The following is a 25,481-nucleotide window of genomic DNA, read 5'->3' on the forward strand; positions in this document are numbered from 1 at the left end:
CTTCCCATCCCGAACAGGACCGTGAAACGACTCCACGCCGATGATAGTGCGGATTGCCCGTGTGAAAGTAGGTAATCGTCAGGCTCCCCCACAAGCCAGAAACCCCACCCCCAGCGGTGGGGTTTTTCCGTTTACGGAAAGCTAACAGCCAATCACTATATAAGTGAGAGCTTTGCGATCGGAACGGTCAAGCAGGTCTTGACAAAACGATGTTGTTCCCCCATAATCGTTAGTTCTCTGCGGAGGGGTGCCCGAGTGGCTAAAGGGGGCAGACTGTAAATCTGTTGGCTTACGCCTACGTTGGTTCGAATCCAACCTCCTCCACCAGAATGCAAGTTGTAGCAGTTGTTGGGAATCCATGGCCTTGCGGGTGTAGCTCAATGGTAGAGCAGAAGCCTTCCAAGCTTACGACGAGGGTTCGATTCCCTTCACCCGCTCCAGCAACACAGATGTAACGCCCATGTGGCTCAGTGGTAGAGCACTCCCTTGGTAAGGGAGAGGTCGGCAGTTCGATCCTGCCCATGGGCACCAGAAGTACTCGGTGATTGTTTGCGCCCGGCGCAACGTACGGAAAATCCTCTTAGGAGTCGAAAATGGCCAAGGGTAAGTTTGAGCGGACCAAGCCGCACGTGAACGTGGGCACGATCGGTCACGTTGACCACGGCAAGACCACGCTGACGGCAGCGATCACGACGGTTCTGACGCAGAAGTTTGGCGGCGAGGCGAAGGCCTACGACCAGATCGACGCGGCGCCGGAAGAAAAGGCACGTGGCATTACCATCAATACCGCGCACGTCGAGTACGAAACGGCTAACCGCCACTACGCACACGTCGACTGCCCGGGCCACGCTGACTACGTGAAGAACATGATCACGGGCGCGGCACAGATGGACGGCGCGATCCTGGTGTGCTCGGCTGCTGACGGCCCGATGCCGCAAACGCGTGAGCACATCCTGCTGGCGCGTCAGGTTGGCGTTCCGTACATCATCGTGTTCCTGAACAAGTGCGACATGGTGGACGACGCCGAGCTGCTGGAGCTCGTCGAGATGGAAGTGCGCGAACTTCTGTCGAAGTACGACTTCCCGGGCGACGACACGCCGATCATCAAGGGTTCGGCCAAGCTGGCGCTGGAAGGCGACAAGGGCGAGCTGGGCGAAGTGGCGATCATGAACCTGGCCGACGCGCTGGACACGTACATCCCGACGCCGGAGCGCGCGGTTGACGGTTCGTTCCTGATGCCGGTGGAAGACGTGTTCTCGATCTCGGGTCGTGGCACGGTGGTGACGGGCCGCGTCGAGCGTGGCGTGATCAAGGTCGGCGAGGAAATCGAGATCGTCGGTATCCGGGCAACGGCCAAGACGACCTGCACGGGCGTGGAAATGTTCCGCAAGCTGCTCGACCAGGGTCAGGCCGGCGACAACGTTGGTATCCTGCTGCGCGGCACGAAGCGTGAAGACGTGGAGCGTGGTCAGGTTCTGGCCAAGCCGGGTTCGATCAACCCGCACACGCACTTCACGGCTGAAGTGTACGTGCTCAGCAAGGACGAAGGCGGCCGTCACACGCCGTTCTTCAACAACTACCGTCCGCAGTTCTACTTCCGTACGACCGACGTGACGGGCTCGATCGAGCTGCCGAAGGACAAGGAAATGGTGATGCCGGGCGACAACGTGTCGATCACGGTGAAGCTGATCAACCCGATCGCGATGGAAGAAGGCCTCCGCTTCGCAATCCGCGAAGGCGGCCGTACGGTCGGCGCTGGTGTCGTCGCAAAGATCATCGAGTAACGCCAGACAGTTCTCGATAATCGGCTGTATCGGGGTTGGCGGTGTCGTCAACCCCACATGGTTTAGGGGTATAGCTCAACTGGCAGAGCGTCGGTCTCCAAAACCGAAGGTTGGGGGTTCGATTCCCTCTGCCCCTGCCAACTATCGCGTCGTAGTGGCGCTCGTTAAGGTGTTATGGCGAATCCTTCCGTCGAAACTGTGAATACATCCGGCGACAAGATGATGTTGATCGCCGGTGTGTTGCTGGTCTTGGCCGGGTTCGTGGGGTTCTTCTGGCTTAGTGGCCAGGAATGGTACATCCGCGGAGCCGCCTTGGCTGTTGGTGCGATCGCGGGTGTCGCAGTCGGGCTTCTCTCAGCGCCGGGCAAGGGTTTCATCGCTTTCGCCAGAGACTCGTACAAAGAAGTCCGTAAGGTCGTTTGGCCGACTCGCAAAGAAGCCACCCAAACGACGCTTGTAGTGTTCGGCTTCGTAGTCGTGATGGCCATCTTCCTCTGGATTTGTGATAAATCCATTGAGTGGGCGATTTTCTCGGCGATTCTGGGTTGGAAATGATATGAGTGATACTCCGGCATCCCCGAGCGGCAAACGTTGGTACGTGGTGCACGCATACTCAGGTATGGAGAAGAGTGTGCAGCGAGCGCTCCAAGAGCGCATTGAGCGGGCTGGCATGCAGGATCAGTTTGGCCAGATCCTCGTTCCCACAGAAGAAGTTGTTGAGGTAAAGGGCGGTCACAAATCAGTGACGGAACGCCGTTTCTTCCCCGGCTACGTTCTAGTCGAGATGGAAATGACGGATGAAACGTGGCACCTGGTGAAGAACACGGCCAAGGTGACCGGTTTTGTAGGGGGGGCGCGCAACCGCCCTAGTCCGATTTCCCCGCGGGAAGTCGAAAAAATCATGTCGCAAATGCAGGAGGGCGTGGAGAAGCCACGTCCGAAGACCCTGTTCGAAGTGGGCGAGATGGTGCGGGTAAAAGAAGGCCCGTTCACAGATTTCAACGGCAGCGTCGAAGAAGTGAACTACGAAAAGTCGCGAGTCCGTGTTTCCGTTACGATCTTCGGCCGGGCAACGCCGGTCGAGTTGGAATTCGGTCAGGTCGAAAAGTTGTAGTCCTAGTTTTACGGAACGCACCGCTGGGTGCGTTCCGTATTTCGCGCTTACGGTCCGCGTAATGGCCGTTGAGGAGCGTAATTAGCCAAGCGTCGGCGAACACGCGCTACTACTCACTGAGCGTCCGCACGTAGGTCGGCGTTCCAAAGAGGTTCTCGAAATGGCAAAGAAAATTATCGGCTTTATTAAGCTGCAGATTCCTGCAGGTAAAGCCAACCCGTCGCCGCCGGTTGGTCCGGCACTGGGTCAGCGCGGCCTAAACATCATGGAGTTCTGCAAGGCGTTCAACGCGCAGACTCAAGCAATGGAGCCGGGTCTGCCGATTCCTGTTGTGATCACGGCATTCGCAGACAAGAGCTTCACATTCGTTCTGAAGACGCCGCCGGCAACGGTTTTGATCAAGAAGGCAGCGAAGCTCGACAAGGGTTCAAGCAAGCCGCATACCGACAAGGTCGGCAAGATCACCCGCGCTCAAGCCGAAGATATCGCCAAGACCAAGATGCCCGATCTGACGGCTGCTGATTTGGACGCAGCGGTTCGTACGATCGCTGGTAGCGCCCGCTCGATGGGCATCACCGTGGAGGGCGTGTAAATGGCTAAGCTTTCGAAGCGTCTGCAAGCATTTGCAGCCAAAGTGGATCGTCAGAAGCTGTATCCGATCGAGGATGCTTTGTCGCTCGTGAAGGAATGTGCAAGCGCGAAGTTCGACGAGTCGATCGACGTCGCCGTGCAACTCGGCATCGACGCAAAGAAATCGGATCAAGTGGTTCGTGGCTCGGTCGTGCTGCCGGCTGGTACTGGTAAGTCGGTCCGTGTCGCTGTGTTCGCGCAGGGCGACAAGGCTGAGCAGGCTCGTGCGGCTGGTGCTGACGTCGTCGGTATGGAAGACCTCGCTGAACAGGTCAAGGCCGGCAACCTGAACTTCGACATCGTGATCGCTTCGCCGGACACGATGCGTATTGTCGGTACGCTCGGTCAGATCCTCGGCCCGCGCGGTCTGATGCCGAACCCGAAGGTCGGCACGGTCACGCCGGACGTCGCGACTGCGGTCAAGAACGCCAAGGCGGGTCAGGTGCAATTCCGTGTCGACAAGGCCGGTATCATCCACGCAACGATCGGCCGTGCTTCGTTCGAACCGGCAGCTCTGCGCAACAACCTGAACGCGCTGATCGAAGCGCTGCAAAAGGCGAAGCCGGCAACGAGCAAGGGTGTGTACCTCCGCAAGGTCGCTCTGTCGAGCACGATGGGTGTTGGCGTTCGCGTCGACCAAACGTCGATCGCTGCACAGTAATGAATTTGGCCGCTCCGGTGCGAATCGGAGCGGTTTTTATGGGCTTTGGGCGGTTGCGAGGTGGCAGTCTGCACTGCGCAACCGGTTGTCAAAGACCGTTGGCGGGCACGCAGCAGGTAGGCGGGTCCTTAATGTAAAGCCAACGCAGATGGCGAACCCGAAAAGGTTTTGTAGTGATGAAGCCGTCGGATGTCCGTGGGAATGCGGGCTTCGGACGGTCGAAATACTCCTGACTGGTCGGACGCCGTTATTGAATGCGGTACACATGGCGCACGCTGCGTGTATCGAATCTGGAGGTTAACCGTGCCACTCAACAAAGAAAGCAAGCAGGCCGTCGTCGCTGAGGTTGCCGCGCAAGTCGCGAAAGCTCAGACCGTGGTTCTGGCTGAGTATCGTGGAATCGCGGTTGGCGATCTGACCAAGCTGCGCGCGAAAGCGCGTGAGCAACAGGTTTACCTTCGCGTGTTGAAGAACACGCTGGCGCGTCGCGCCGTTGAGGGTACCCCGTTTGCTCCGCTGGCAGAGCAGATGACTGGCCCCCTGATCTACGGCATCTCGGAAGATGCAATTGCTGCTGCTAAGGTCGTCAATGACTTCAGCAAGAGCAATGACAAGTTGGTCATCAAGGCTGGTTCCTACGAAGGCAAGGTGATGGACAAGGCGGGCGTGCAAGCGCTGGCAAACATCCCGAGCCGCGAAGAACTGCTCTCCAAGCTGTTGTTCGTTATGCAGGCACCTGTTTCTGGCTTTGCGCGCGCTCTGGCCGCGCTTGCAGAAAAGAAACAAGGCGAAGAAACCGCTGCGTAATGCACTTCAGTCGAGCGTAATTGATCGCTGGCTGTATCCGAATTCAATTTAGGAGTATTTCAAATGGCAATCGCAAAAGAAGACATCCTCGAAGCCGTAGGCTCGATGTCGGTTCTGGAACTGAACGAGCTGGTCAAGGCGTTCGAAGAAAAGTTTGGCGTGTCGGCAGCTGCTGTTGCAGTGGCAGGCCCGGCAGGTGCAGCCGGCGGCGCAGCTGCTGCTGAAGAGCAGACCGAATTCACGGTCATCCTGGCTGAGACCGGTGCAAACAAGGTTTCGGTCATTAAGGCTGTTCGCGAACTGACGGGTCTCGGCCTGAAGGAAGCGAAGGATCTGGTCGACGGCGCACCGAAGCCCGTTAAGGAAGCGGTGCCCAAGGCTGCTGCTGAAGAAGCCAAGAAGAAGCTGGAAGAAGCCGGCGCGAAGGTTGAAATCAAGTAAGCTTCAGCGCGCTGTGCGAAGGCTGGCGGTTTTCCACCGCCGGCCTTTTTGTGCTTTGTGGAGGACGCGTTTTTGCAGGTGTATGCCAGCAGGAATGTGATTTCCAGAAGCCAAAGAGAAACGCCCTCGGTAATATTGACCGGCGTTTCTCTTTGTCTTCTGAAGCGACTGCAGAAGGCAAGTTTGGTCGGGTAGCGGGCAACACAGGCATCCGCTGCCGTCAGCCAGCGGTTGGTAGCGGCCAACCACCAAGCTTCTAGGCTCGTTCAAGCCATCGGACGGCCATCGGGTCTCAGTCGGTGAACACTCGGGTTGTCTCATCAAGGTATCCTGCCTCGACAACTATGCCCGCCGTGATTCGGAGATCGTATGCAATATTCCTTCACCGAGAAGAAGCGTATTCGCAAGAGTTTTGCGAAGCGCCCCATCGTTCACCAAGTACCTTTCCTGCTGGCTACCCAGCTTGAATCATTCAGCACGTTTCTGCAAGCAGATACGTCGTCTACTCAACGCAAGCCGGAAGGCCTGCAGGCCGCGTTCACTTCCGTTTTCCCGATCGTTTCGCACAACGGTTTCGCGCGTCTCGAGTTCGTCAGCTACATGCTGTCTCCGCCGGCATTCAACATCAAGGAATGCCAGCAGCGCGGTCTGACGTACTGCTCGGCGCTGCGCGCCAAGGTGCGTCTGGTGCTGCTCGACAAGGAATCGCCGAGCAAGCCGGTCGTCAAGGAAGTGAAGGAACAGGAAGTATACATGGGCGAAATTCCGCTCATGACACCGACCGGTTCGTTCGTCATCAACGGCACGGAACGTGTGATCGTTTCGCAGCTGCACCGTTCGCCGGGTGTGTTCTTCGAACACGACAAGGGCAAGACGCACAGCTCGGGCAAGCTGCTGTTTTCGGCACGTATCATTCCTTACCGTGGCTCGTGGCTCGACTTCGAGTTCGACCCGAAGGACGTGCTGTACTTCCGCGTCGACCGCCGCCGCAAGATGCCGGTCACGATCCTGTTGAAGGCAATCGGCCTGACGCCGGAACAGATCCTCGCAAACTTCTTCGTGTTCGACAATTTCACGCTGATGCCGGAAGGCGCGCAGATGGAATTCGTGCCGGAGCGTCTGCGCGGTGAAGTCGCGCGCTTCGATATCACGGACCGCGACGGCAACGTGATCGTCCAGAAGGACAAGCGGATCAACGCCAAGCATATTCGCGACCTCGACAACGCGAAGACCAAGTTCATCTCGGTACCGGAAGACTATCTGCTCGGCCGCGTGCTCGCGAAGAACGTGATCGACGGCGATACGGGTGAAGTCATCGCGAACGCGAACGACGAAATCACGGAATCCGTGCTCGAGAAGCTGCGCGAAGCGAAGATCAAGGACATCCAGACGCTCTATACGAACGATCTGGACCAGGGTCCGTACATCTCGTCGACGCTGCGTATCGACGAAACGGCCGACAAGATGGCCGCGCGCATCGCAATCTACCGCATGATGCGCCCGGGCGAGCCGCCGACCGAAGAAGCGGTCGAGGCGTTGTTCAACCGCCTGTTCTACAGCGAAGAAGCGTACGACCTGTCGAAGGTGGGTCGTATGAAGTTCAACCGCCGCGTCGGCCGTGACGAAATCGTCGGCCCGATGACGCTGCAGGACGACGACATCCTCGCGACGATCAAGATCCTCGTCGAACTGCGCAACGGCAAGGGCGAAGTGGACGACATCGACCACCTCGGTAACCGTCGTGTGCGTTGCGTCGGCGAACTCGCGGAGAACCAGTTCCGTGCGGGCCTCGTGCGTGTCGAACGTGCTGTGAAGGAACGCCTCGGCCAGGCCGAAAGCGAAAACCTGATGCCGCACGACCTGATCAACTCGAAGCCGATTTCGTCGGCGATTCGCGAGTTCTTCGGTTCGTCGCAGCTGTCTCAGTTCATGGACCAGACCAACCCGCTGTCGGAAATCACGCACAAGCGTCGTGTTTCCGCACTTGGCCCGGGCGGTCTGACGCGTGAGCGCGCCGGCTTCGAAGTCCGCGACGTGCATCCGACCCACTACGGCCGTGTGTGCCCGATTGAAACGCCGGAAGGACCGAACATCGGTCTGATCAACTCGCTCGCTCTGTACGCGCACCTGAACGAATACGGCTTCCTCGAAACGCCGTATCGTAAGGTTGCCGACGGCAAGGTGACCGACCAGATCGATTACCTGTCGGCGATCGAAGAAGGCCGTTACGTGATCGCTCAGGCGAACGCGGCGGTGGCCGACGACGGCACGCTGACCGACGAACTCGTGTCGTCGCGTGAAGCGGGCGAAACGCTGATGGTCACGCCGGACCGCATCCAGTACATGGACGTGGCGCCGTCGCAGATCGTGTCGGTCGCAGCTTCGCTGATCCCGTTCCTCGAGCACGACGACGCGAACCGCGCATTGATGGGCTCGAACATGCAGCGCCAAGCTGTGCCGTGTCTGCGTCCGGAAAAGCCGGTCGTCGGTACGGGCATCGAGCGCACCGTGGCGGTCGACTCGGGCACGACGGTTCAGGCACTGCGTGGCGGAGTGGTCGATTACGTCGACGCGGGCCGTATCGTGATTCGCGTGAATGACGACGAAGCGGTCGCAGGTGAAGTCGGTGTCGACATTTACAACCTGATCAAGTACACGCGTTCGAACCAGAACACGAACATCAACCAGCGTCCGATCGTGAAGATGGGCGACAAGGTTGCGCGCGGTGACGTGCTGGCTGACGGCGCATCGACCGATCTGGGCGAGCTCGCGCTCGGCCAGAACATGTTGATCGCGTTCATGCCGTGGAACGGCTACAACTTCGAAGACTCGATCCTGATCTCGGAGAAGGTGGTTGCGGACGACCGTTACACGTCGATCCACATCGAAGAACTGAACGTCGTTGCTCGCGACACGAAGCTCGGACCGGAAGAAATCACGCGCGACATCTCGAACCTCGCGGAAGTGCAGCTTGGCCGTCTCGACGAGTCGGGCATCGTTTACATCGGCGCGGAAGTCGAAGCGGGCGACGTGCTGGTCGGCAAGGTCACGCCGAAGGGCGAAACCCAGCTGACTCCGGAAGAGAAGCTGCTGCGCGCGATCTTCGGTGAGAAGGCGTCTGACGTGAAGGACACGTCGCTGCGTGTGCCGTCGGGCATGAGCGGTACCGTGATCGACGTTCAGGTGTTCACGCGTGAAGGCATCCAGCGCGACAAGCGCGCCCAACAGATCATCGACGATGAACTGAAGCGCTATCGTCTCGACCTGAACGACCAGCTGCGTATCGTGGAAGGCGATGCGTTCCAGCGTCTCGCGCGTATGCTCGAAGGCAAGGTCGCGAACGGCGGTCCGAAGAAGCTCGCGAAAGGCACGAAGATCGAGCGCGCTTACCTTGAAGATCTGGACCACTACCACTGGTTCGACATCCGCCTCGCGGATGAAGAAGCAGCAGCCCAGCTCGAGGCGATCAAGAACTCGATCGAAGAGAAGCGTCACCAGTTCGATCTCGCGTTCGAAGAGAAGCGCAAGAAGCTGACCCAGGGCGACGAACTGCCGCCGGGCGTGCTGAAGATGGTGAAGGTGTATCTGGCGGTGAAACGCCGTCTGCAGCCCGGCGACAAGATGGCAGGCCGTCACGGTAACAAGGGTGTCGTGTCGAAGATCGTGCCGATCGAAGACATGCCGTACATGGCCGACGGCCGTCCGGCTGACGTCGTTCTGAACCCGCTTGGCGTGCCGTCGCGGATGAACGTGGGTCAGGTTCTCGAAGTGCATCTCGGTTGGGCCGCGAAGGGTCTCGGCTGGCGTATCGGCGAAATGCTCCAGCGTCAGGCGAAGATCGCAGAACTGCGCGAATTCCTGATCAAGATCTACAACGAATCAGGCCGTGCCGAAGAGCTGGATAGCTTCAGCGACGACGAAATCCTCGAACTGGCGAAGAACCTGCGCGAAGGCGTGCCGTTCGCAACGCCGGTGTTCGACGGTGCGACGGAAGAAGAAATGTCGCGCGCGCTGGATCTGGCGTTCCCGGACGACATCGCTGAAAACCTCGGCATGACGCCGTCGAAGAACCAGGTGCGTCTGTTCGACGGCCGCACGGGCGAGATGTTCGAACGTACGGTGACGGTCGGCTACATGCACTACCTGAAGCTGCACCACCTGGTCGACGACAAGATGCACGCGCGTTCCACGGGCCCATACTCGCTCGTGACGCAGCAGCCGTTGGGCGGTAAGGCGCAGTTCGGTGGCCAGCGTTTCGGTGAGATGGAAGTGTGGGCGCTCGAAGCGTACGGCGCATCGTACGTGCTGCAGGAAATGCTGACGGTGAAGTCGGACGACGTGACCGGCCGGACCAAGGTTTACGAGAACCTGGTGAAGGGCGATCACGTGATCGATGCCGGCATGCCTGAGTCGTTCAACGTGTTGGTGAAGGAAATCCGGTCGCTGGGTATCGACATCGACCTGGACCGGAACTAATCGGACTACTGGAGAGAAGCGATGAAAGCTTTGCTCGATCTATTCAAGCAAGTCCAACAACCTGAAGTTTTTGACGCGATCAAGATCGGTCTGGCCTCGCCTGACAAGATCCGTTCGTGGTCGTTCGGTGAAGTCAAAAAGCCGGAAACCATCAACTACCGCACGTTCAAGCCGGAGCGCGATGGTCTGTTCTGCGCGAAGATCTTTGGTCCGATCAAGGACTACGAATGCCTTTGCGGCAAGTACAAGCGCCTGAAGCACCGCGGCGTGATCTGCGAGAAGTGCGGCGTCGAAGTGACGCTCGCGAAGGTGCGTCGCGAGCGCATGGGCCACATTGAACTGGCCTCACCGGTCGCGCACATCTGGTTCCTGAAGTCGCTGCCGTCGCGTCTGGGCATGGTGCTCGACATGACGTTGCGCGATATCGAGCGCGTGCTGTACTTCGAAGCATACGTGGTGATCGATCCGGGCATGACGCCGCTCAAAGCGCGGCAGATCATGACCGAAGAGGATTACTACAACAAGGTCGAGGAATACGGTGACGAATTCCGTGCCGAAATGGGCGCGGAAGGTATTCGCGAGCTGCTGCGTGCGATCAACATCGACGAGCAGGTCGAAATGCTGCGCACGGAACTGCGCAACACCGGCTCGGAAGCGAAGATCAAGAAGTACGCGAAGCGCCTGAAGGTGCTTGAGGCGTTCCAGCGTTCGGGCATCAAGCCGGACTGGATGGTCCTCGAAGTGCTGCCGGTGCTGCCGCCGGAACTGCGTCCGCTGGTGCCGCTCGACGGCGGCCGTTTCGCGACGTCGGATCTGAACGACCTGTATCGCCGCGTGATCAACCGTAACAACCGGTTGAAGCGTCTGCTCGAGCTGAAGGCACCTGAAATCATCGTCCGCAACGAAAAGCGGATGCTGCAGGAAGCCGTCGACTCGCTGCTCGACAACGGCCGTCGCGGCAAGGCGATGACCGGTGCGAACAAGCGTCCGCTGAAGTCGCTCGCTGACATGATCAAGGGTAAGGGCGGTCGCTTCCGTCAGAACCTGCTCGGTAAGCGTGTCGACTACTCCGGCCGTTCGGTGATCGTGGTCGGCCCGACGCTGAAGCTGCATGAGTGCGGTCTGCCGAAGCTGATGGCGCTCGAACTGTTCAAGCCGTTCATCTTCAACAAGCTCGAAGTGATGGGTGTCGCTACCACCATCAAGGCTGCGAAGAAGGAAGTCGAGAACCAGACGCCGGTGGTGTGGGACATCCTCGAAGAGGTGATCCGCGAACATCCGGTCATGCTGAACCGTGCGCCGACGCTGCACCGTCTCGGCATCCAGGCTTTCGAGCCCGTGCTGATCGAAGGTAAGGCAATCCAGCTGCACCCGCTCGTCTGCGCGGCGTTCAACGCCGACTTCGACGGTGACCAGATGGCCGTTCATGTGCCGCTGTCGCTCGAAGCGCAGATGGAAGCGCGCACGCTCATGCTCGCGTCGAACAACGTGCTGTTCCCGGCAAACGGCGATCCGTCGATCGTGCCGTCGCAGGACATCGTGCTCGGCCTGTACTACGCGACGCGCGAAGCGGTGAACGGCAAGGGCGAAGGCCTGACGTTCACGGGCGTGTCGGAAGTGCTGCGCGCGTACGAGAACAAGGAAGTCGAGCTTGCCTCGCGCGTCAACGTGCGGATCACCGAAATGGTCCACAACGAAGACAAGTCGGAAGGCGCGCCGGCGTTCGTGCCGAAGATCACGCTGTACGCGACCACGGTTGGCCGCTCGATCCTGTCGGAAATCCTGCCGCCGGGTCTGCCGTTCTCGGTGCTGAACAAGCCGCTGAAGAAGAAGGAAATCTCGCGTCTGATCAACACCGCGTTCCGCAAGTGCGGTCTGCGTGAGACGGTGATTTTCGCCGACCAGTTGATGCAGTCGGGCTTCCGTCTGGCAACGCGCGCTGGTATTTCGATCTGCGTCGACGACATGCTCGTGCCGCCGCAGAAAGAAACTATCGTCGGCGATGCCGCGAAGAAGGTGAAGGAATACGACCGTCAGTACATGTCGGGTCTCGTCACCGCCCAGGAACGCTACAACAACGTGGTCGACATCTGGTCGGCAACGTCGGAAGCAGTCGGCAAGGCGATGATGGAACAGCTGTCGACGGAACCGGTCACGGACCGTGACGGCAACCAGACGCGTCAGGAGTCGTTCAACTCCATCTACATGATGGCGGACTCGGGCGCTCGTGGTTCCGCGGTTCAGATTCGTCAGCTGGCAGGTATGCGCGGCCTGATGGCGAAGCCGGACGGCTCGATCATCGAGACGCCGATTACGGCGAACTTCCGCGAAGGTCTGAACGTGTTGCAGTACTTCATCTCGACCCACGGTGCACGTAAGGGTCTGGCTGATACGGCGCTGAAGACCGCGAACTCGGGTTACCTGACGCGTCGTCTGGTCGACGTGACGCAGGATCTGGTCGTCGTCGAGGAAGATTGCGGCACGTCGAACGGCGTGGCGATGAAGGCGCTGGTGGAAGGCGGTGAAGTGGTCGAAGCGCTGCGTGACCGTATTCTGGGTCGCGTGGCCGTGGCTGACATCGTCAACCCGGAATCGCAGGAAACGCTGTTCGAAGCGGGCACGTTGCTCGACGAAGACGCGGTCGAAGATATCGAACGCCTCGGCATCGACGAAGTGCGCGTGCGCACGCCGCTCACCTGCGAAACGCGCTACGGTCTGTGCGCGGCCTGCTACGGTCGCGACCTCGGCCGCGGCTCGCTGGTGAACGTCGGCGAAGCGGTCGGCGTGATCGCGGCGCAGTCGATCGGTGAACCGGGCACGCAGCTCACGATGCGTACGTTCCACATCGGTGGCGCGGCGTCGCGTGCGGCGGTGGCTTCGTCGGTCGAAGCGAAGTCGAACGGTACGGTGCGTTTCACGTCGACGATGCGTTACGTCACGAATGCGAAGGGCGAACAGATCGTCATCTCGCGTTCGGGCGAAGCGATGATCACCGACGATCACGGCCGCGAGCGCGAGCGTCACAAGGTGCCGTACGGCGCGACGCTGCTGCAGCTCGACGGTGCGCAGATCAAGGCCGGCACGCAACTGGCCACGTGGGATCCGATGACGCGTCCGATCATCACCGAGTACGGTGGTACGGTGAAGTTCGAGAACGTCGAGGAAGGCGTGACGGTCGCGAAGCAGATCGACGACGTGACGGGTCTGTCCACGCTCGTCGTGATCGACGTGAAGCGTCGTGGTTCGCAGGCGTCGAAGACGGTGCGTCCGCAGGTCAAGCTGCTCGATGCGAACGGCGAGGAAGTGAAGATCCCGAACACCGAGCACTCGGTGCAGATCGGCTTCCAGGTCGGCGCGCTGATCACCGTGAAGGACGGTCAGCAGGTGCAGGTCGGTGAAGTGCTTGCACGTATCCCGACCGAATCGCAGAAGACGCGTGACATTACCGGTGGTCTGCCGCGTGTGGCGGAACTGTTCGAAGCACGTTCGCCGAAGGACGCAGGTATCCTGGCGGAAGTCACGGGTACGACGTCGTTCGGTAAGGACACGAAGGGCAAGCAGCGTCTCGTTATCACGGACCTCGAGGGCAACCAGCACGAGTTCCTGATCGCGAAGGAAAAGCAGGTTCTGGTGCACGATGGTCAGGTCGTCAACAAGGGCGAAATGATCGTCGACGGACCGGCGGATCCGCACGACATCCTGCGTCTGCAGGGCGTCGAGGCGCTGTCGCGTTACATCGTGGACGAAGTGCAGGACGTGTACCGTCTGCAGGGCGTGAAGATCAACGACAAGCACATTGAAGTGATCGTGCGTCAGATGCTGCGCCGCGTCCAGATCACCGACAACGGCGATACGCGTTTCATCCCGGGCGAACAGGTCGAGCGGTCGGACATGCTCGACGAGAACGACCGTATGATCGCGGAAGACAAGCGTCCGGCAACATACGAAAACGTGCTGCTTGGTATCACGAAGGCGTCGCTGTCGACCGATTCGTTTATCTCCGCGGCGTCGTTCCAGGAAACGACCCGCGTGCTGACCGAAGCGGCGATCATGGGCAAGCGCGACGACCTGCGTGGCCTGAAGGAAAACGTGATCGTCGGCCGTCTGATTCCGGCCGGTACGGGTCTCGCGTTCCACAAGGCGCGCAAGAGCAAGGAACTGGCCGACCGCGAGCGTTTCGATCAGATCGCAGCGGAAGAGTCGTTCGAATTCGGTACGCCGGAAACCCCGGCCGCCGAACAGCAGCACTCGGGCGAGTAAGTGCTGGCGGCGCAAGCCGCCTTGCCTGACGCGCCACCAAAGCCGCTCAGTTTCGACTGAGCGGCTTTTTTTTGCTCATTTTTTGCGCGTGCATCGGCGCCATGCGCGGGAGCACCCCTAGGCCGGATGGCCACGGTTGTCGCAAAGCGCGGGCGCGGCGCAAATGCGTTGGTAAAATTCGTCTCACCGCCTGCGTGCCGTTCCCTTCGCCGTCTCTGTCAAATACATGTCCCGTCCGCTCGAAATCCTCAACGAAGTCTTTGGTTATCCCGCGTTCAGAGGGCAGCAGGGCGAAATTGTCGAGCACGTCGCCGATGGCGGCGATTGCCTCGTGCTGATGCCGACGGGCGGCGGCAAATCGCTGTGCTATCAGATTCCGTCGCTAGTGCGGCGCGAACGCGGCTTTGGCACCGGCATCGTGGTGTCGCCGCTGATCGCGCTGATGCAGGATCAGGTGGCCGCGTTGACCGAAGTCGGCGTGCGGGCCGCGTATCTGAATTCGACGCTGTCGAGCTCGGAGGCGATGGCCACCGAACGGGCGCTTCGCGACGGCGAGATAGATCTGCTCTACGTCGCTCCGGAGCGACTGATGACGTCGCGCTTCCAGGAACTGCTCGAGCGCACGCGCATCGGCCTTTTCGCGATCGACGAAGCGCACTGTGTGTCGCAATGGGGACACGATTTCCGGCCCGAATATATCCAGCTGTCGGTACTGCACGAGCGCTTTCCTAATGTGCCGCGCATCGCGCTGACGGCGACCGCCGACGCGATCACGCGCGACGAAATCATTCACCGTCTCGCGCTCGAGGACGCGCGCGTGTTCGTGTCGAGTTTCGATCGGCCGAACATCCGCTATCGCATCGCTGAAAAAGACAACGCGCGCACGCAGCTGCTCGACTTCATCCGCGCCGAGCACACGAGGGCCGACGGCACGACCGACGCGGGCGTCGTCTATTGCCTGTCGCGCCGCAAGGTCGAGGAGACCGCGGAGTGGTTGAAGGAAAAGGGCATGCGCGCGCTGCCATACCACGCCGGCATGGAATTCGAAGTGCGCCAGAAGCATCAGGAAATGTTCCAGCGCGAGGAAGGCATCGTGATGTGCGCGACGATTGCGTTCGGCATGGGCATCGACAAACCCGATGTGCGGTTCGTCGCGCATCTGGATTTGCCAAAGAGCGTGGAAGGGTACTACCAGGAGACCGGCCGGGCGGGCCGCGACGGCCTACCGTCGAATGCGTGGATGGCCTACGGGCTCGGCGACGTCGTGCAGCAGCGCAAGATGATCGACGAATCCGAAGCCGATGACGCCCACAAGCGCGTCCAGACCGGCAAGCTCGATGCGTTGCTCGGTTTGTGCGAAACGGCGACATGCCGGCGGGTGCGCCTGCTCGCGTACTTCGGCGAAACGAGCCAACCGTGCGGAAACTGCGACAACTGCCTCGAGCCGCCTCCGACCTGGGATGCGACGCGCGAGGCGCAGATGGCGCTGTCGTGCGTGTTTCGCGCGCAGCGTGCGAGCGGCTTTCATTTCGGCGCCGGACACTTGATCGACATTTTGCGCGGCAACCGCAGCGAGAAAATCCTGCAGCGCGGGCACGAGAAGCTGACCACGTTTGGGATTGGCGCGGCGCTCGGTGAGCCGGAATGGCGCGCGATCTTCCGTCAGCTTGTCGCATTCGGCTACCTGACGGTCGACCACGAGGGCTTCGGTTCGCTCGTGCTCACGGAGGCGAGCAAGCCGGTGCTCAAGGGCGAGCAGAAGGTGACGATGCGGCGCTACGTCAAGCCCACACGCACGCGTCAATCGTCGGGGCGCACGAGCGAACGCGCCGATCCGACCATTGGGATGGGCCCTCGCGAGCGGGCCCGCTGGGAGCGTCTACGCATGTGGCGCACCGAAACCGCGAAGAGCGACGGCGTGCCGGCTTATGTGATTTTCCATGACGCGACGCTTGCGGAAATTGCCCGTCTCGGCCCCGATTCGATCGAAGATCTGCGTGGGATTCCAGGCATGGGCGCCCGTAAACTCGACCGTTTCGGTTACGAACTGCTGAACGTCGTAGCGGCCGACTGACCCCATCTGGCTATTTCGCCGGATTGACAGCGATGCGAAACATCGCAACCTGTTGACTCCCTTAGTATTTTCGGAATATTATGCTAGGTTCCGGTTCTTGGGATGCGTGCGCGCGGATTCAGTTCGTGCGTAGGTAGGCCAACCGGAAGTTCGATGCGCAGGCGTTTCCGCTTTGCCCGGAAACAGATGCGTCGATTTTGTTCAATTTCAGGAATAAACAATGCCAACCATCAATCAACTGGTTCGCAAAGGCCGCACGTCGGAAACGACGAAGAGCAAGAGCCCGGCTTTGCAGGACTGCCCCCAGCGTCGCGGCGTGTGCACCCGTGTGTACACCACGACGCCGAAGAAGCCGAACTCGGCACTCCGTAAGGTCGCCAAGGTTCGTCTGACGAATGGCTTCGAAGTCATTTCGTACATCGGTGGTGAAGGCCACAACTTGCAGGAACACTCGGTCGTGCTGATTCGCGGCGGCCGTGTGAAGGACTTGCCGGGTGTGCGTTACCACATGGTTCGTGGCTCGCTGGATACCCAGGGCGTCAAGGACCGTAAGCAGGCTCGCTCGAAGTATGGTGCGAAGCGTGCTAAGGCTGGCAAGTAATTAGTCGGTCAATCGTAGTTTCAGGTCGCCTGCAAAGGCGGTAATAGCGATGGTGCCGGAATCGCCGGTGCTGTCGAGTAAGTGGTCACCCGACCAGGCTGGTTAGTCTTACGGATGAATCGGGTTAGTTGGTGGCCGCGGGGCTGCAAGCAGCTCCAACTGAAAAGTAAAGGAAGAAACATGCCGCGTCGTCGCGAAGTCCCCAAGCGGGAAGTGTTGCCGGATCCGAAGTTCGGCAACGTTGATGTAGCAAAATTTATGAACGTGCTGATGCTCTCCGGCAAGAAGTCGGTTGCCGAGCGTATCGTGTACGGCGCTTTCGAACAGATCCAGACCAAGGGTGGCAAGGACCCGCTGGAAGTGTTCACGGTGGCGCTCAACAACGTCAAGCCGGTGGTCGAAGTGAAGAGCCGCCGCGTTGGTGGTGCGAACTATCAGGTTCCGGTCGAAGTGCGCCCGTCGCGTCGTATGGCATTGGCGATGCGTTGGCTGCGTGAAGCCGCGAAGAAGCGCAGCGAGAAGTCGATGGCCCTGCGTCTGGCAGGTGAACTCTCCGAAGCGGCCGAAGGCCGTGGCGGCGCGATGAAGAAGCGCGACGAAGTTCACCGGATGGCAGAAGCCAACAAGGCGTTCTCGCACTTCCGTTTTTAAGCTTTCCCGACCCCGGGTTTAGCGGAAAAGCGGAAAGAAATTCCGGGCGGGTGCGCTTCAAAGGCGCCTCGCCCGTTTGTGTTACAGCGCGATGGGCATCTCACGCATCGCGTCATCCCAATAGAGGATCAAAGTGGCTCGCAAGACTCCTATCGAGCGCTACCGTAACATCGGTATTAGCGCTCACATCGACGCCGGCAAAACGACGACGACCGAGCGCATTCTGTTCTACACGGGCGTGAACCACAAGATTGGTGAAGTTCACGACGGCGCTGCCACCATGGACTGGATGGAGCAGGAACAGGAACGCGGCATCACGATTACTTCCGCTGCTACCACGGCATTCTGGAAGGGCATGGCGGGCGACCGCGCCGAACACCGTATCAACATCATCGACACCCCGGGCCACGTCGACTTCACGATCGAAGTCGAGCGCTCGATGCGTGTGCTCGATGGCGCGTGCATGGTGTACTGCGCTGTGGGCGGCGTGCAGCCCCAGTCGGAAACCGTGTGGCGTCAGGCTAACAAGTACAAGGTCCCCCGTCTCGCGTTCATCAACAAGATGGACCGTACCGGCGCGAACTTCTTCAAGGTCTACGACCAGCTCAAGCTGCGTCTTAAGGCGAACCCCGTTCCGGTCGTCGTGCCTATTGGCGCGGAAGAGAACTTCACGGGCGTCGTCGATCTGTTGAAGATGAAGGCGATCATTTGGGACGACGCGTCCCAAGGCACCAAGTTCTCGTACGAAGACATCCCGGCAGAACTCGTCGACACGTGCAACGAATGGCGTGAAAAGATGGTCGAGGCTGCGGCTGAGGCGAACGAAGACATGATGAACAAGTACCTCGAGTCAGGTGAGCTGACCGAAGAGGAAATCATCAAGGGTCTGCGCGACCGTACGATCGCTTGTGAAATCCAGCCGATGCTGTGCGGCACCGCGTTCAAGAACAAGGGTGTGCAGCGCATGCTGGACGCCGTGCTCGACTTCCTGCCGTCGCCGATCGACATTCCGCCGGTTACCGGCGAACTGGAAAACGGTGAAAAGGCTGAGCGCCGCGCGGCCGACGACGAAAAGTTCTCGGCACTGGCATTTAAGATCATGACCGACCCGTTCGTCGGCCAGCTGATCTTCTTCCGTGTGTACTCGGGCGTCGTCAATTCGGGCGACACGGTGCTGAACGCGACCAAAGACAAGAAGGAACGTCTGGGTCGTATTCTGCAGATGCACGCGAACCAGCGCGAAGAAATCAAGGAAGTGCGCGCTGGCGACATCGCTGCTGCGGTCGGCCTGAAAGAGGCGACCACGGGCGACACGCTGTGCGATCCGCAGAACCCGATCGTGCTCGAACGCATGATTTTCCCGGAGCCGGTGATTTCGCAGGCTGTCGAGCCGAAGACCAAGGCTGACCAGGAAAAGATGGGTCTGGCACTGAACCGCCTGGCTCAGGAAGATCCGTCGTTCCGCGTTCAGACGGACGAAGAATCGGGTCAAACGATCATTTCGGGTATGGGCGAACTGCACCTCGAAATTCTGGTCGACCGGATGAAGCGTGAATTCGGCGTGGAAGCGACCGTCGGCAAGCCGCAGGTGGCTTACCGCGAAACGATCCGCAGCACGGCGGCTGACGTTGACGGCAAGTTCGTCAAGCAGTCGGGCGGCCGCGGTCAGTACGGTCACGCAGTCATCACGCTCGAGCCGAACGAACAAGGCAAGGGTTACGAATTCCTCGACGAGATCAAGGGCGGCGTGATTCCGCGCGAATACATTCCGGCAGTCGACAAGGGTATCCAGGAAACGCTGAAGGCTGGCGTGCTGGCAGGCTTCCCGGTCGTTGACGTTAAGGTTCACCTGACGTTCGGTTCGTATCACGACGTTGACTCGAACGAAAATGCGTTCCGCATGGCCGGTTCGATGGCGTTCAAGGAAGCAATGCGTAAGGCAAGCCCGGTCATCCTCGAACCGATGATGGCTGTAGAAGTCGAAACGCCGGAAGATTACATGGGCAACGTGATGGGCGACCTGTCGGGCCGTCGCGGTATCGTTCAGGGCATGGAAGACATGGTTGGTGGCGGCAAGATCGTTCGCGCCGAAGTGCCGCTGTCGGAAATGTTCGGCTACTCGACGTCGCTGCGTTCGCTGACGCAGGGTCGTGCAACGTACACGATGGAGTTCAAGCACTACGCTGAAGCTCCGCGTAACGTGTCGGAAGCGATCATCAACGCGAAGTCGAAGTAATCGCGCGGCAAAGTCATTCAACGATTAACTTACTGAAAGAAGAGAAACATGGCTAAAGGTAAATTCGAACGGACCAAGCCGCACGTGAACGTGGGCACGATCGGTCACGTTGACCACGGCAAGACCACGCTGACGGCAGCGATCACGACGGTTCTGACGCAGAAGTTTGGCGGCGAGGCGAAGGCCTACGACCAGATCGACGCGGCGCCGGAAGAAAAGGCACGTGGCATTACCATCAATACCGCGCACGTCGAGTACGAAACGGCTAACCGCCACTACGCACACGTCGACTGCCCGGGCCACGCTGACTACGTGAAGAACATGATCACGGGCGCGGCACAGATGGACGGCGCGATCCTGGTGTGCTCGGCTGCTGACGGCCCGATGCCGCAAACGCGTGAGCACATCCTGCTGGCGCGTCAGGTTGGCGTTCCGTACATCATCGTGTTCCTGAACAAGTGCGACATGGTGGACGACGCCGAGCTGCTGGAGCTCGTCGAGATGGAAGTGCGCGAACTTCTGTCGAAGTACGACTTCCCGGGCGACGACACGCCGATCATCAAGGGTTCGGCCAAGCTGGCGCTGGAAGGCGACAAGGGCGAGCTGGGCGAAGTGGCGATCATGAACCTGGCCGACGCGCTGGACACGTACATCCCGACGCCGGAGCGCGCGGTTGACGGTTCGTTCCTGATGCCGGTGGAAGACGTGTTCTCGATCTCGGGTCGTGGCACGGTGGTGACGGGCCGCGTCGAGCGTGGCGTGATCAAGGTCGGCGAGGAAATCGAGATCGTCGGTATCCGGGCAACGGCCAAGACGACCTGCACGGGCGTGGAAATGTTCCGCAAGCTGCTCGACCAGGGTCAGGCCGGCGACAACGTTGGTATCCTGCTGCGCGGCACGAAGCGTGAAGACGTGGAGCGTGGTCAGGTTCTGGCCAAGCCGGGTTCGATCAACCCGCACACCCACTTCACGGCTGAAGTGTACGTGCTCAGCAAGGACGAAGGCGGCCGCCACACGCCGTTCTTCAACAACTACCGTCCGCAGTTCTACTTCCGTACGACCGACGTGACGGGCTCGATCGAGCTGCCGAAGGACAAGGAAATGGTGATGCCGGGCGACAACGTGTCGATCACGGTGAAGCTGATCAACCCGATCGCGATGGAAGAAGGCCTCCGCTTCGCAATCCGCGAAGGTGGCCGTACGGTCGGCGCTGGTGTCGTCGCAAAGATCATCGAGTAAAATCGTAGAGTGCTGTAGCAGTATCTAGCGCCCGGGCTCGGGCGCTCGCTCTCCGCCAGCGCCCGAGCCTACGTTCTTTTTCTATTCGGCGGTGCAATACCGCCTCGCTCTTTCTAAGGAATTTGTCATGCAGAACCAGAAAATCCGCATTCGCCTGAAGGCTTTCGACTATCGCCTGATCGATCAATCGGCAGCCGAAATCGTCGACACGGCAAAGCGGACTGGCGCAATCGTTCGTGGCCCGGTGCCCCTGCCGACCCGCATTCAACGCTTCGACATCCTGCGTTCGCCGCACGTCAACAAGACGTCGCGCGATCAGCTCGAAATCCGCACGCACCAGCGTCTGATGGACATCGTCGACCCAACGGACAAGACCGTTGACGCGCTCATGAAGCTTGATCTGCCGGCTGGCGTGGACGTTGAAATCAAGCTGCAATAAGGCTTCAGCCGTTGTCCGGCGATCCGGACACCGCTAAGTCTTTGATTGCTTGCGGAAAACGAAAAGGCTCGCTATACTAGTGAGCTTTTCGCGCATTTGCGTAAAAAGTCGGCGTGCCGCAGCATGGTCTCATGTCCGAAACGGCGCCGACATTTTGTAAATTAGCCCCGACCAATCGCAGTCGGGAATGGAGAAAACGATGAGCCTTGGACTCGTAGGTCGCAAGGTTGGCATGACCCGTATCTTCACGGCTGAAGGGGATTCGATTCCCGTCACCGTGCTGGACGTGTCCGACAACCGCGTGACGCAGATCAAGACTGTTGAAACCGACGGCTACACCGCCGTGCAGGTTGCCTTCGGTACGCGCCGTGCGTCGCGCGTGACGAAGCCGTTGGCAGGTCATCTCGCCAAAGCTGGCGTTCAAGCCGGCGAAATCCTCAAAGAATTCCAGGTCGATGCCGCTAAGGCTGCCGAACTGTCGAACGGCACTGTGGTTGGTCCCGAGTTGTTCGAAGTGGGCCAGAAGGTCGACGTGCAAGGTGTGTCGATCGGTAAGGGCTACGCCGGTACCATCAAGCGTTACAACTTCTCGTCTGGCCGTGCATCGCACGGTAACTCGCGCTCGCACAACGTGCCGGGCTCGATCGGTATGGCGCAGGATCCGGGTCGTGTTTTCCCGGGTAAGCGCATGACCGGTCATATGGGTGATGAGAAGGTAACGGTGCAAAACCTCGAAATCGCTCGTATCGACGCTGACCGCAAGCTGCTGCTGGTCAAGGGCGCCGTTCCGGGTGCGAAGGGTGGCAAGGTATTCGTTACGCCGGCCGTGAAGACGCGTGCCGTGAAAGGAGCGAAATAATGGAACTTAAGCTCCTGAATGCCAATGGTCAGGAAGGTGCGGGCGTTAGCGCGTCGGACGTCGTGTTCGGCCGCGATTACAACGAAGCCCTGATTCACCAGGTGGTGGTTGCGTACCAGGCGAATGCACGTAGCGGCAATCGCGCGCAGAAGGATCGTGAGCAGGTCAAGCACACGACCAAGAAGCCGTGGCGCCAGAAGGGTACGGGCCGGGCTCGTGCCGGTATGTCGTCGAGCCCGCTGTGGCGCGGCGGTGGCCGTATCTTCCCGAATTCGCCGGAAGAAAACTTTTCGCACAAGGTCAACAAGAAGATGCATCGCGCAGGTCTCTGCTCGATCTTCTCGCAGCTGGCCCGCGAAGGCCGCATTTCGGTGGTCGACGAGCTGACGCTCGAAGCGCCGAAGACGAAGCTGCTGGCCGAAAAATTCAAGGCGATGGGTCTCGACTCCGTGCTGGTGATTACCGACACGGTTGACGAAAACCTGTACCTCGCGTCGCGCAACCTCGCCCACGTGGCGGTTGTCGAGCCGCGTTACGCCGACCCGCTGTCGCTGATCTACTTCAAGAAGGTCCTGATCACGAAGGCTGCGGTCGCCCAGATCGAGGAGTTGCTGTCATGAGCGAGATTCGCAAGAACGATCATCGTTTGATGCAGGTCCTGCTCGCGCCGGTGGTCTCCGAAAAGGCGACGCTGGTTGCCGACAAGAACGAGCAGGTAGTGTTCGAAGTCGCGCCGGATGCCACGAAGCAGGAAGTGAAAGCTGCGGTCGAGCTGCTGTTCAAGGTGGAAGTTGATTCCGTCAATGTGCTGGTCGCGAAGGGCAAAGCCAAGCGCTTTGGTCGCTTCATGGGCAAGCGCAAGGACGTGAAGAAGGCGTATGTCTGCCTGAAGCCCGGCCAGGAAATCAACTTTGAAGCGGAGGCCAAGTAATCATGGCAATCGTGAAAGTTAAGCCGACTTCGCCGGGCCGCCGCGCGATGGTCAAGGTGGTCAACAAAGAACTGCACAAGGGCAAGCCGTTTGCGGCACTGCTCGACACGCAGTCGTCGACTGCCGGCCGTAACAACAACGGGCACATCACCACGCGTCACAAGGGTGGTGGTCACAAGCATCACTATCGTGTCGTCGACTTCCGTCGCACGAAGGATGGTATTCCGGCAAAGGTCGAGCGTCTTGAGTACGACCCGAACCGTAGCGCGAACATCGCGCTGGTTCTGTACGCGGACGGCGAGCGCCGCTACATCATCGCTCCGAAGGGTGTCACCGTCGGTCAGCAACTGATGTCGGGTTCGGAAGCACCGATCCGCGCAGGTAACACGCTGCCGATCCGCAACATTCCGGTCGGTACGACCATTCACTGCATCGAAATGCTGCCGGGCAAGGGCGCGCAAATGGCGCGTTCGGCTGGCACGTCGGCGATGCTGCTTGCTCGCGAAGGCGTCTACGCGCAGGTTCGTCTGCGTTCGGGCGAAATCCGCCGCGTGCACGTTGAATGCCGCGCGACGATCGGTGAAGTGGGCAACGAAGAGCACAGCCTCCGTCAAATCGGTAAGGCTGGCGCGAACCGCTGGCGCGGCATCCGCCCGACCGTGCGTGGCGTTGCAATGAACCCGGTCGACCACCCGCACGGTGGTGGCGAAGGCAAGACTGCGGCAGGCCGCGATCCGGTGAGCCCGTGGGGCACGCCGACGAAGGGCTATCGCACCCGCAGCAACAAGCGCACGACGAGCATGATCGTCCAGCGCCGTCACAAGCGTTAAGGAGTAGGCAATGGCACGTTCTATTAAGAAAGGTCCGTTCTGCGACGCCCATTTGCTGAAGAAGGTTGAGGCGGCTGCAGCATCGCGTGACAAGAAACCGATCAAGACCTGGTCGCGTCGCTCGACGATCCTGCCGGACTTCATCGGCCTGACGATCGCCGTGCACAACGGCCGTCAACACGTTCCGGTGTATGTCACGGAAAACATGGTCGGCCACAAGCTTGGCGAGTTCGCACTGACCCGTACGTTCAAGGGTCACGCGGCCGACAAGAAGGCCAAGAAATAAGGGGCAATCAAGATGGAAGTGAAAGCAATTCATCGCGGTGCCCGCATCTCGGCGCAAAAAACGCGCCTTGTGGCTGACCAGATCCGCGGTTTGCCGGTCGACAAGGCGCTGAACGTTCTGACGTTCTCGCCGAAGAAGGCTGCGGGAATCGTGAAAAAGGTCGTGCTGTCGGCGATCGCAAATGCGGAGCACAACGAAGGCGCCGATATCGACGAGCTCAAGATCACGAGCATCTACGTCGACAAGGCAGCGTCGCTGAAGCGTTTTACCGCGCGCGCCAAGGGCCGTGGTAACCGCATCGAGAAGCAATCCTGTCACATCACTGTGACGGTCGGGAATTAAGGGGTCATACGATGGGACAGAAAATTCATCCGACTGGCTTCCGTTTGGCCGTCAGCCGCAATTGGGCTTCGCGTTGGTACGCGAACAACAACAATTTCGCGGCGATGTTGCAGGAAGACATCGGTGTTCGTGAATACCTGAAGAAGAAGCTGAAGAACGCGTCCGTCGGCCGCGTTGTGATCGAGCGTCCCGCAAAGAACGCGCGTATCACGATTTTCAGCTCGCGTCCGGGTGTCGTGATCGGTAAGAAGGGTGAAGACATCGAACTGCTGAAGTCCGAGCTGCAAAAGCGTATGGGCGTTCCGGTTCACGTCAACATTGAAGAAATTCGCAAGCCGGAAACCGACGCGCAACTGATCGCTGATTCGATCACGCAGCAGCTCGAGCGCCGGATCATGTTCCGTCGCGCGATGAAGCGTGCGATGCAGAACGCGATGCGTCTGGGTGCTCAAGGCATCAAGATCATGAGCGCAGGCCGTCTGAACGGTATCGAAATCGCTCGCACGGAATGGTATCGCGAAGGTCGCGTGCCGCTTCACACGCTGCGTGCAGATATCGACTACGCAACGTCGGAAGCAAAGACGACGTACGGCATCATCGGCGTGAAGGTGTGGGTCTATAAGGGCGATACGCTCGGCCGCAATGACGCACCGGTGGTCGAAGAAGTCGCTGAAGAAAAGCGTCCGCGCCGCAACGCACGTCCGGGTGGCGATCGCCGTCCGCGTCGTGATGGTGAAGGTGGTGGCCCGGCAGGTGCACGCCGTGGCGCTCCTCGTCGTACTGGCGGTGCCGGCGGCGACGGGAAGACTGGAGAATAACG

22 protein-coding genes and 4 tRNA genes are annotated in these 25,481 nt (G+C 59.8%); all 26 read left to right on the plus strand.

The window, feature by feature from the left end; all coding sequences use genetic code 11:
• Positions 1-241: 241 nt before the first annotated feature.
• Positions 242-327, plus strand: a tRNA-Tyr gene (locus tag ACLFKU_RS19745).
• Between the two features lie 39 nt (positions 328-366).
• Positions 367-440 (plus strand) — tRNA-Gly (locus ACLFKU_RS19750).
• Positions 441-456: 16 nt separating this feature from the next.
• A tRNA-Thr gene (locus ACLFKU_RS19755) sits at positions 457-531 on the plus strand.
• A 62-nt stretch (positions 532-593) separates the two neighbouring features.
• Positions 594-1,784 carry an elongation factor Tu gene (gene tuf, locus ACLFKU_RS19760; protein WP_013090760.1) on the plus strand — a complete coding sequence of 397 codons (1,191 nt, stop codon included), beginning with the start codon at positions 594-596 and terminating at the stop codon, positions 1,782-1,784.
• A 64-nt stretch (positions 1,785-1,848) separates the two neighbouring features.
• Positions 1,849-1,924: transfer RNA gene (locus ACLFKU_RS19765), tRNA-Trp, on the plus strand.
• A gap of 34 nt (positions 1,925-1,958) precedes the next feature.
• Positions 1,959-2,339: a preprotein translocase subunit SecE gene (gene secE / locus ACLFKU_RS19770; RefSeq protein ID WP_410850202.1), complete on the plus strand. Its 381-nt coding sequence runs from the start codon at positions 1,959-1,961 to the stop codon at positions 2,337-2,339.
• A 1-nt stretch (position 2,340) separates the two neighbouring features.
• Positions 2,341-2,898 (plus strand): transcription termination/antitermination protein NusG, encoded by a 558-nt coding sequence (gene nusG, locus ACLFKU_RS19775; RefSeq protein ID WP_075303275.1) that lies wholly within the window; start codon positions 2,341-2,343, stop codon positions 2,896-2,898.
• Positions 2,899-3,058: 160 nt separating this feature from the next.
• Positions 3,059-3,490, plus strand: coding sequence for a 50S ribosomal protein L11 (gene rplK / locus ACLFKU_RS19780; RefSeq protein ID WP_008922976.1), 432 nt, complete (start codon positions 3,059-3,061; stop codon positions 3,488-3,490).
• On the plus strand, positions 3,491-4,189 hold the full coding sequence (rplA, locus tag ACLFKU_RS19785) for a 50S ribosomal protein L1 (RefSeq protein ID WP_013090766.1): 699 nt from the start codon (positions 3,491-3,493) through the stop codon (positions 4,187-4,189).
• A gap of 303 nt (positions 4,190-4,492) precedes the next feature.
• A complete protein-coding gene (rplJ, locus tag ACLFKU_RS19790; protein WP_115781228.1) occupies positions 4,493-4,996 on the plus strand; it encodes a 50S ribosomal protein L10 in 504 nt (167 codons plus the stop codon).
• Between the two features lie 63 nt (positions 4,997-5,059).
• Positions 5,060-5,437, plus strand: coding sequence for a 50S ribosomal protein L7/L12 (rplL, locus tag ACLFKU_RS19795; RefSeq protein WP_018420143.1), 378 nt, complete (start codon positions 5,060-5,062; stop codon positions 5,435-5,437).
• A gap of 369 nt (positions 5,438-5,806) precedes the next feature.
• Positions 5,807-9,913, plus strand: a complete 4,107-nt coding sequence (rpoB, locus tag ACLFKU_RS19800) for a DNA-directed RNA polymerase subunit beta (protein WP_410850203.1) — start codon at positions 5,807-5,809, stop codon at positions 9,911-9,913.
• A gap of 21 nt (positions 9,914-9,934) precedes the next feature.
• Positions 9,935-14,173: a DNA-directed RNA polymerase subunit beta' gene (gene rpoC / locus ACLFKU_RS19805; protein ID WP_410850204.1), complete on the plus strand. Its 4,239-nt coding sequence runs from the start codon at positions 9,935-9,937 to the stop codon at positions 14,171-14,173.
• A gap of 226 nt (positions 14,174-14,399) precedes the next feature.
• On the plus strand, positions 14,400-16,247 hold the full coding sequence (gene recQ / locus ACLFKU_RS19810) for a DNA helicase RecQ (RefSeq protein ID WP_410850205.1): 1,848 nt from the start codon (positions 14,400-14,402) through the stop codon (positions 16,245-16,247).
• A gap of 220 nt (positions 16,248-16,467) precedes the next feature.
• Positions 16,468-16,848, plus strand: coding sequence for a 30S ribosomal protein S12 (gene rpsL / locus ACLFKU_RS19815; protein WP_006053290.1), 381 nt, complete (start codon positions 16,468-16,470; stop codon positions 16,846-16,848).
• Positions 16,849-17,028: 180 nt separating this feature from the next.
• Positions 17,029-17,499: a 30S ribosomal protein S7 gene (rpsG, locus tag ACLFKU_RS19820; protein WP_006053291.1), complete on the plus strand. Its 471-nt coding sequence runs from the start codon at positions 17,029-17,031 to the stop codon at positions 17,497-17,499.
• 133 nt (positions 17,500-17,632) lie between these two features.
• The gene (fusA, locus tag ACLFKU_RS19825; RefSeq protein ID WP_368587865.1) at positions 17,633-19,735 is read left to right on the plus strand and encodes an elongation factor G; all 2,103 of its coding nucleotides are present in this window, start codon (positions 17,633-17,635) and stop codon (positions 19,733-19,735) included.
• Positions 19,736-19,783: 48 nt separating this feature from the next.
• Positions 19,784-20,974, plus strand: a complete 1,191-nt coding sequence (gene tuf, locus ACLFKU_RS19830) for an elongation factor Tu (protein WP_013090760.1) — start codon at positions 19,784-19,786, stop codon at positions 20,972-20,974.
• A 127-nt stretch (positions 20,975-21,101) separates the two neighbouring features.
• A complete protein-coding gene (gene rpsJ, locus ACLFKU_RS19835; protein ID WP_006998489.1) occupies positions 21,102-21,413 on the plus strand; it encodes a 30S ribosomal protein S10 in 312 nt (103 codons plus the stop codon).
• A 199-nt stretch (positions 21,414-21,612) separates the two neighbouring features.
• Positions 21,613-22,272 carry a 50S ribosomal protein L3 gene (rplC, locus tag ACLFKU_RS19840; protein ID WP_368584403.1) on the plus strand — a complete coding sequence of 220 codons (660 nt, stop codon included), beginning with the start codon at positions 21,613-21,615 and terminating at the stop codon, positions 22,270-22,272.
• Positions 22,272-22,892 (plus strand): 50S ribosomal protein L4, encoded by a 621-nt coding sequence (gene rplD / locus ACLFKU_RS19845; protein ID WP_008923346.1) that lies wholly within the window; start codon positions 22,272-22,274, stop codon positions 22,890-22,892. The genes rplC and rplD overlap by 1 nt, the downstream gene beginning before the upstream one ends.
• Positions 22,889-23,203 carry a 50S ribosomal protein L23 gene (rplW, locus tag ACLFKU_RS19850; protein WP_008923345.1) on the plus strand — a complete coding sequence of 105 codons (315 nt, stop codon included), beginning with the start codon at positions 22,889-22,891 and terminating at the stop codon, positions 23,201-23,203. The genes rplD and rplW overlap by 4 nt, the downstream gene beginning before the upstream one ends.
• A 2-nt stretch (positions 23,204-23,205) precedes the next feature.
• Positions 23,206-24,033 (plus strand): 50S ribosomal protein L2, encoded by an 828-nt coding sequence (rplB, locus tag ACLFKU_RS19855; protein WP_008923344.1) that lies wholly within the window; start codon positions 23,206-23,208, stop codon positions 24,031-24,033.
• Positions 24,034-24,043: 10 nt separating this feature from the next.
• On the plus strand, positions 24,044-24,319 hold the full coding sequence (rpsS, locus tag ACLFKU_RS19860) for a 30S ribosomal protein S19 (protein ID WP_006998484.1): 276 nt from the start codon (positions 24,044-24,046) through the stop codon (positions 24,317-24,319).
• Positions 24,320-24,331: 12 nt separating this feature from the next.
• Positions 24,332-24,661 carry a 50S ribosomal protein L22 gene (rplV, locus tag ACLFKU_RS19865; RefSeq protein ID WP_007730533.1) on the plus strand — a complete coding sequence of 110 codons (330 nt, stop codon included), beginning with the start codon at positions 24,332-24,334 and terminating at the stop codon, positions 24,659-24,661.
• Positions 24,662-24,672: 11 nt separating this feature from the next.
• Positions 24,673-25,479 (plus strand): 30S ribosomal protein S3, encoded by an 807-nt coding sequence (gene rpsC / locus ACLFKU_RS19870; RefSeq protein ID WP_008923343.1) that lies wholly within the window; start codon positions 24,673-24,675, stop codon positions 25,477-25,479.
• Positions 25,480-25,481: the final 2 nt, after the last annotated feature.

The sequence above is a fragment of the Paraburkholderia sp. EG304 genome (assembly GCF_046543485.1).
Taxonomy (GTDB): Bacteria; Pseudomonadota; Gammaproteobacteria; order Burkholderiales; family Burkholderiaceae; genus Paraburkholderia; species Paraburkholderia youngii.

Excerpts from the sequence above, each read along its gene's own strand:
- rpsS (WP_006998484.1), top strand. The coding sequence starts at position 24,044 with ATGGCACGTTCTATTAAGAAAGGTCCGTTCTGCGACGCCCATTTGCTG.
- rplV (WP_007730533.1), top strand. The coding sequence starts at position 24,332 with ATGGAAGTGAAAGCAATTCATCGCGGTGCCCGCATCTCGGCGCAAAAA.
- rplL (WP_018420143.1), top strand. The coding sequence starts at position 5,060 with ATGGCAATCGCAAAAGAAGACATCCTCGAAGCCGTAGGCTCGATGTCG.
- rplW (WP_008923345.1), top strand. The coding sequence starts at position 22,889 with ATGAGCGAGATTCGCAAGAACGATCATCGTTTGATGCAGGTCCTGCTC.
- rpsC (WP_008923343.1), top strand. The coding sequence starts at position 24,673 with ATGGGACAGAAAATTCATCCGACTGGCTTCCGTTTGGCCGTCAGCCGC.
- tuf (WP_013090760.1), top strand. The coding sequence starts at position 19,784 with ATGGCTAAAGGTAAATTCGAACGGACCAAGCCGCACGTGAACGTGGGC.
- rpsJ (WP_006998489.1), top strand. The coding sequence starts at position 21,102 with ATGCAGAACCAGAAAATCCGCATTCGCCTGAAGGCTTTCGACTATCGC.
- rplK (WP_008922976.1), top strand. The coding sequence starts at position 3,059 with ATGGCAAAGAAAATTATCGGCTTTATTAAGCTGCAGATTCCTGCAGGT.
- tuf (WP_013090760.1), top strand. The coding sequence starts at position 594 with ATGGCCAAGGGTAAGTTTGAGCGGACCAAGCCGCACGTGAACGTGGGC.
- rplA (WP_013090766.1), top strand. The coding sequence starts at position 3,491 with ATGGCTAAGCTTTCGAAGCGTCTGCAAGCATTTGCAGCCAAAGTGGAT.
- rpsL (WP_006053290.1), top strand. The coding sequence starts at position 16,468 with ATGCCAACCATCAATCAACTGGTTCGCAAAGGCCGCACGTCGGAAACG.
- rpoC (WP_410850204.1), top strand. The coding sequence starts at position 9,935 with ATGAAAGCTTTGCTCGATCTATTCAAGCAAGTCCAACAACCTGAAGTT.
- rplB (WP_008923344.1), top strand. The coding sequence starts at position 23,206 with ATGGCAATCGTGAAAGTTAAGCCGACTTCGCCGGGCCGCCGCGCGATG.
- rplC (WP_368584403.1), top strand. The coding sequence starts at position 21,613 with ATGAGCCTTGGACTCGTAGGTCGCAAGGTTGGCATGACCCGTATCTTC.
- rplD (WP_008923346.1), top strand. The coding sequence starts at position 22,272 with ATGGAACTTAAGCTCCTGAATGCCAATGGTCAGGAAGGTGCGGGCGTT.
- recQ (WP_410850205.1), top strand. The coding sequence starts at position 14,400 with ATGTCCCGTCCGCTCGAAATCCTCAACGAAGTCTTTGGTTATCCCGCG.
- rpsG (WP_006053291.1), top strand. The coding sequence starts at position 17,029 with ATGCCGCGTCGTCGCGAAGTCCCCAAGCGGGAAGTGTTGCCGGATCCG.
- nusG (WP_075303275.1), top strand. The coding sequence starts at position 2,341 with ATGAGTGATACTCCGGCATCCCCGAGCGGCAAACGTTGGTACGTGGTG.
- rpoB (WP_410850203.1), top strand. The coding sequence starts at position 5,807 with ATGCAATATTCCTTCACCGAGAAGAAGCGTATTCGCAAGAGTTTTGCG.
- secE (WP_410850202.1), top strand. The coding sequence starts at position 1,959 with ATGGCGAATCCTTCCGTCGAAACTGTGAATACATCCGGCGACAAGATG.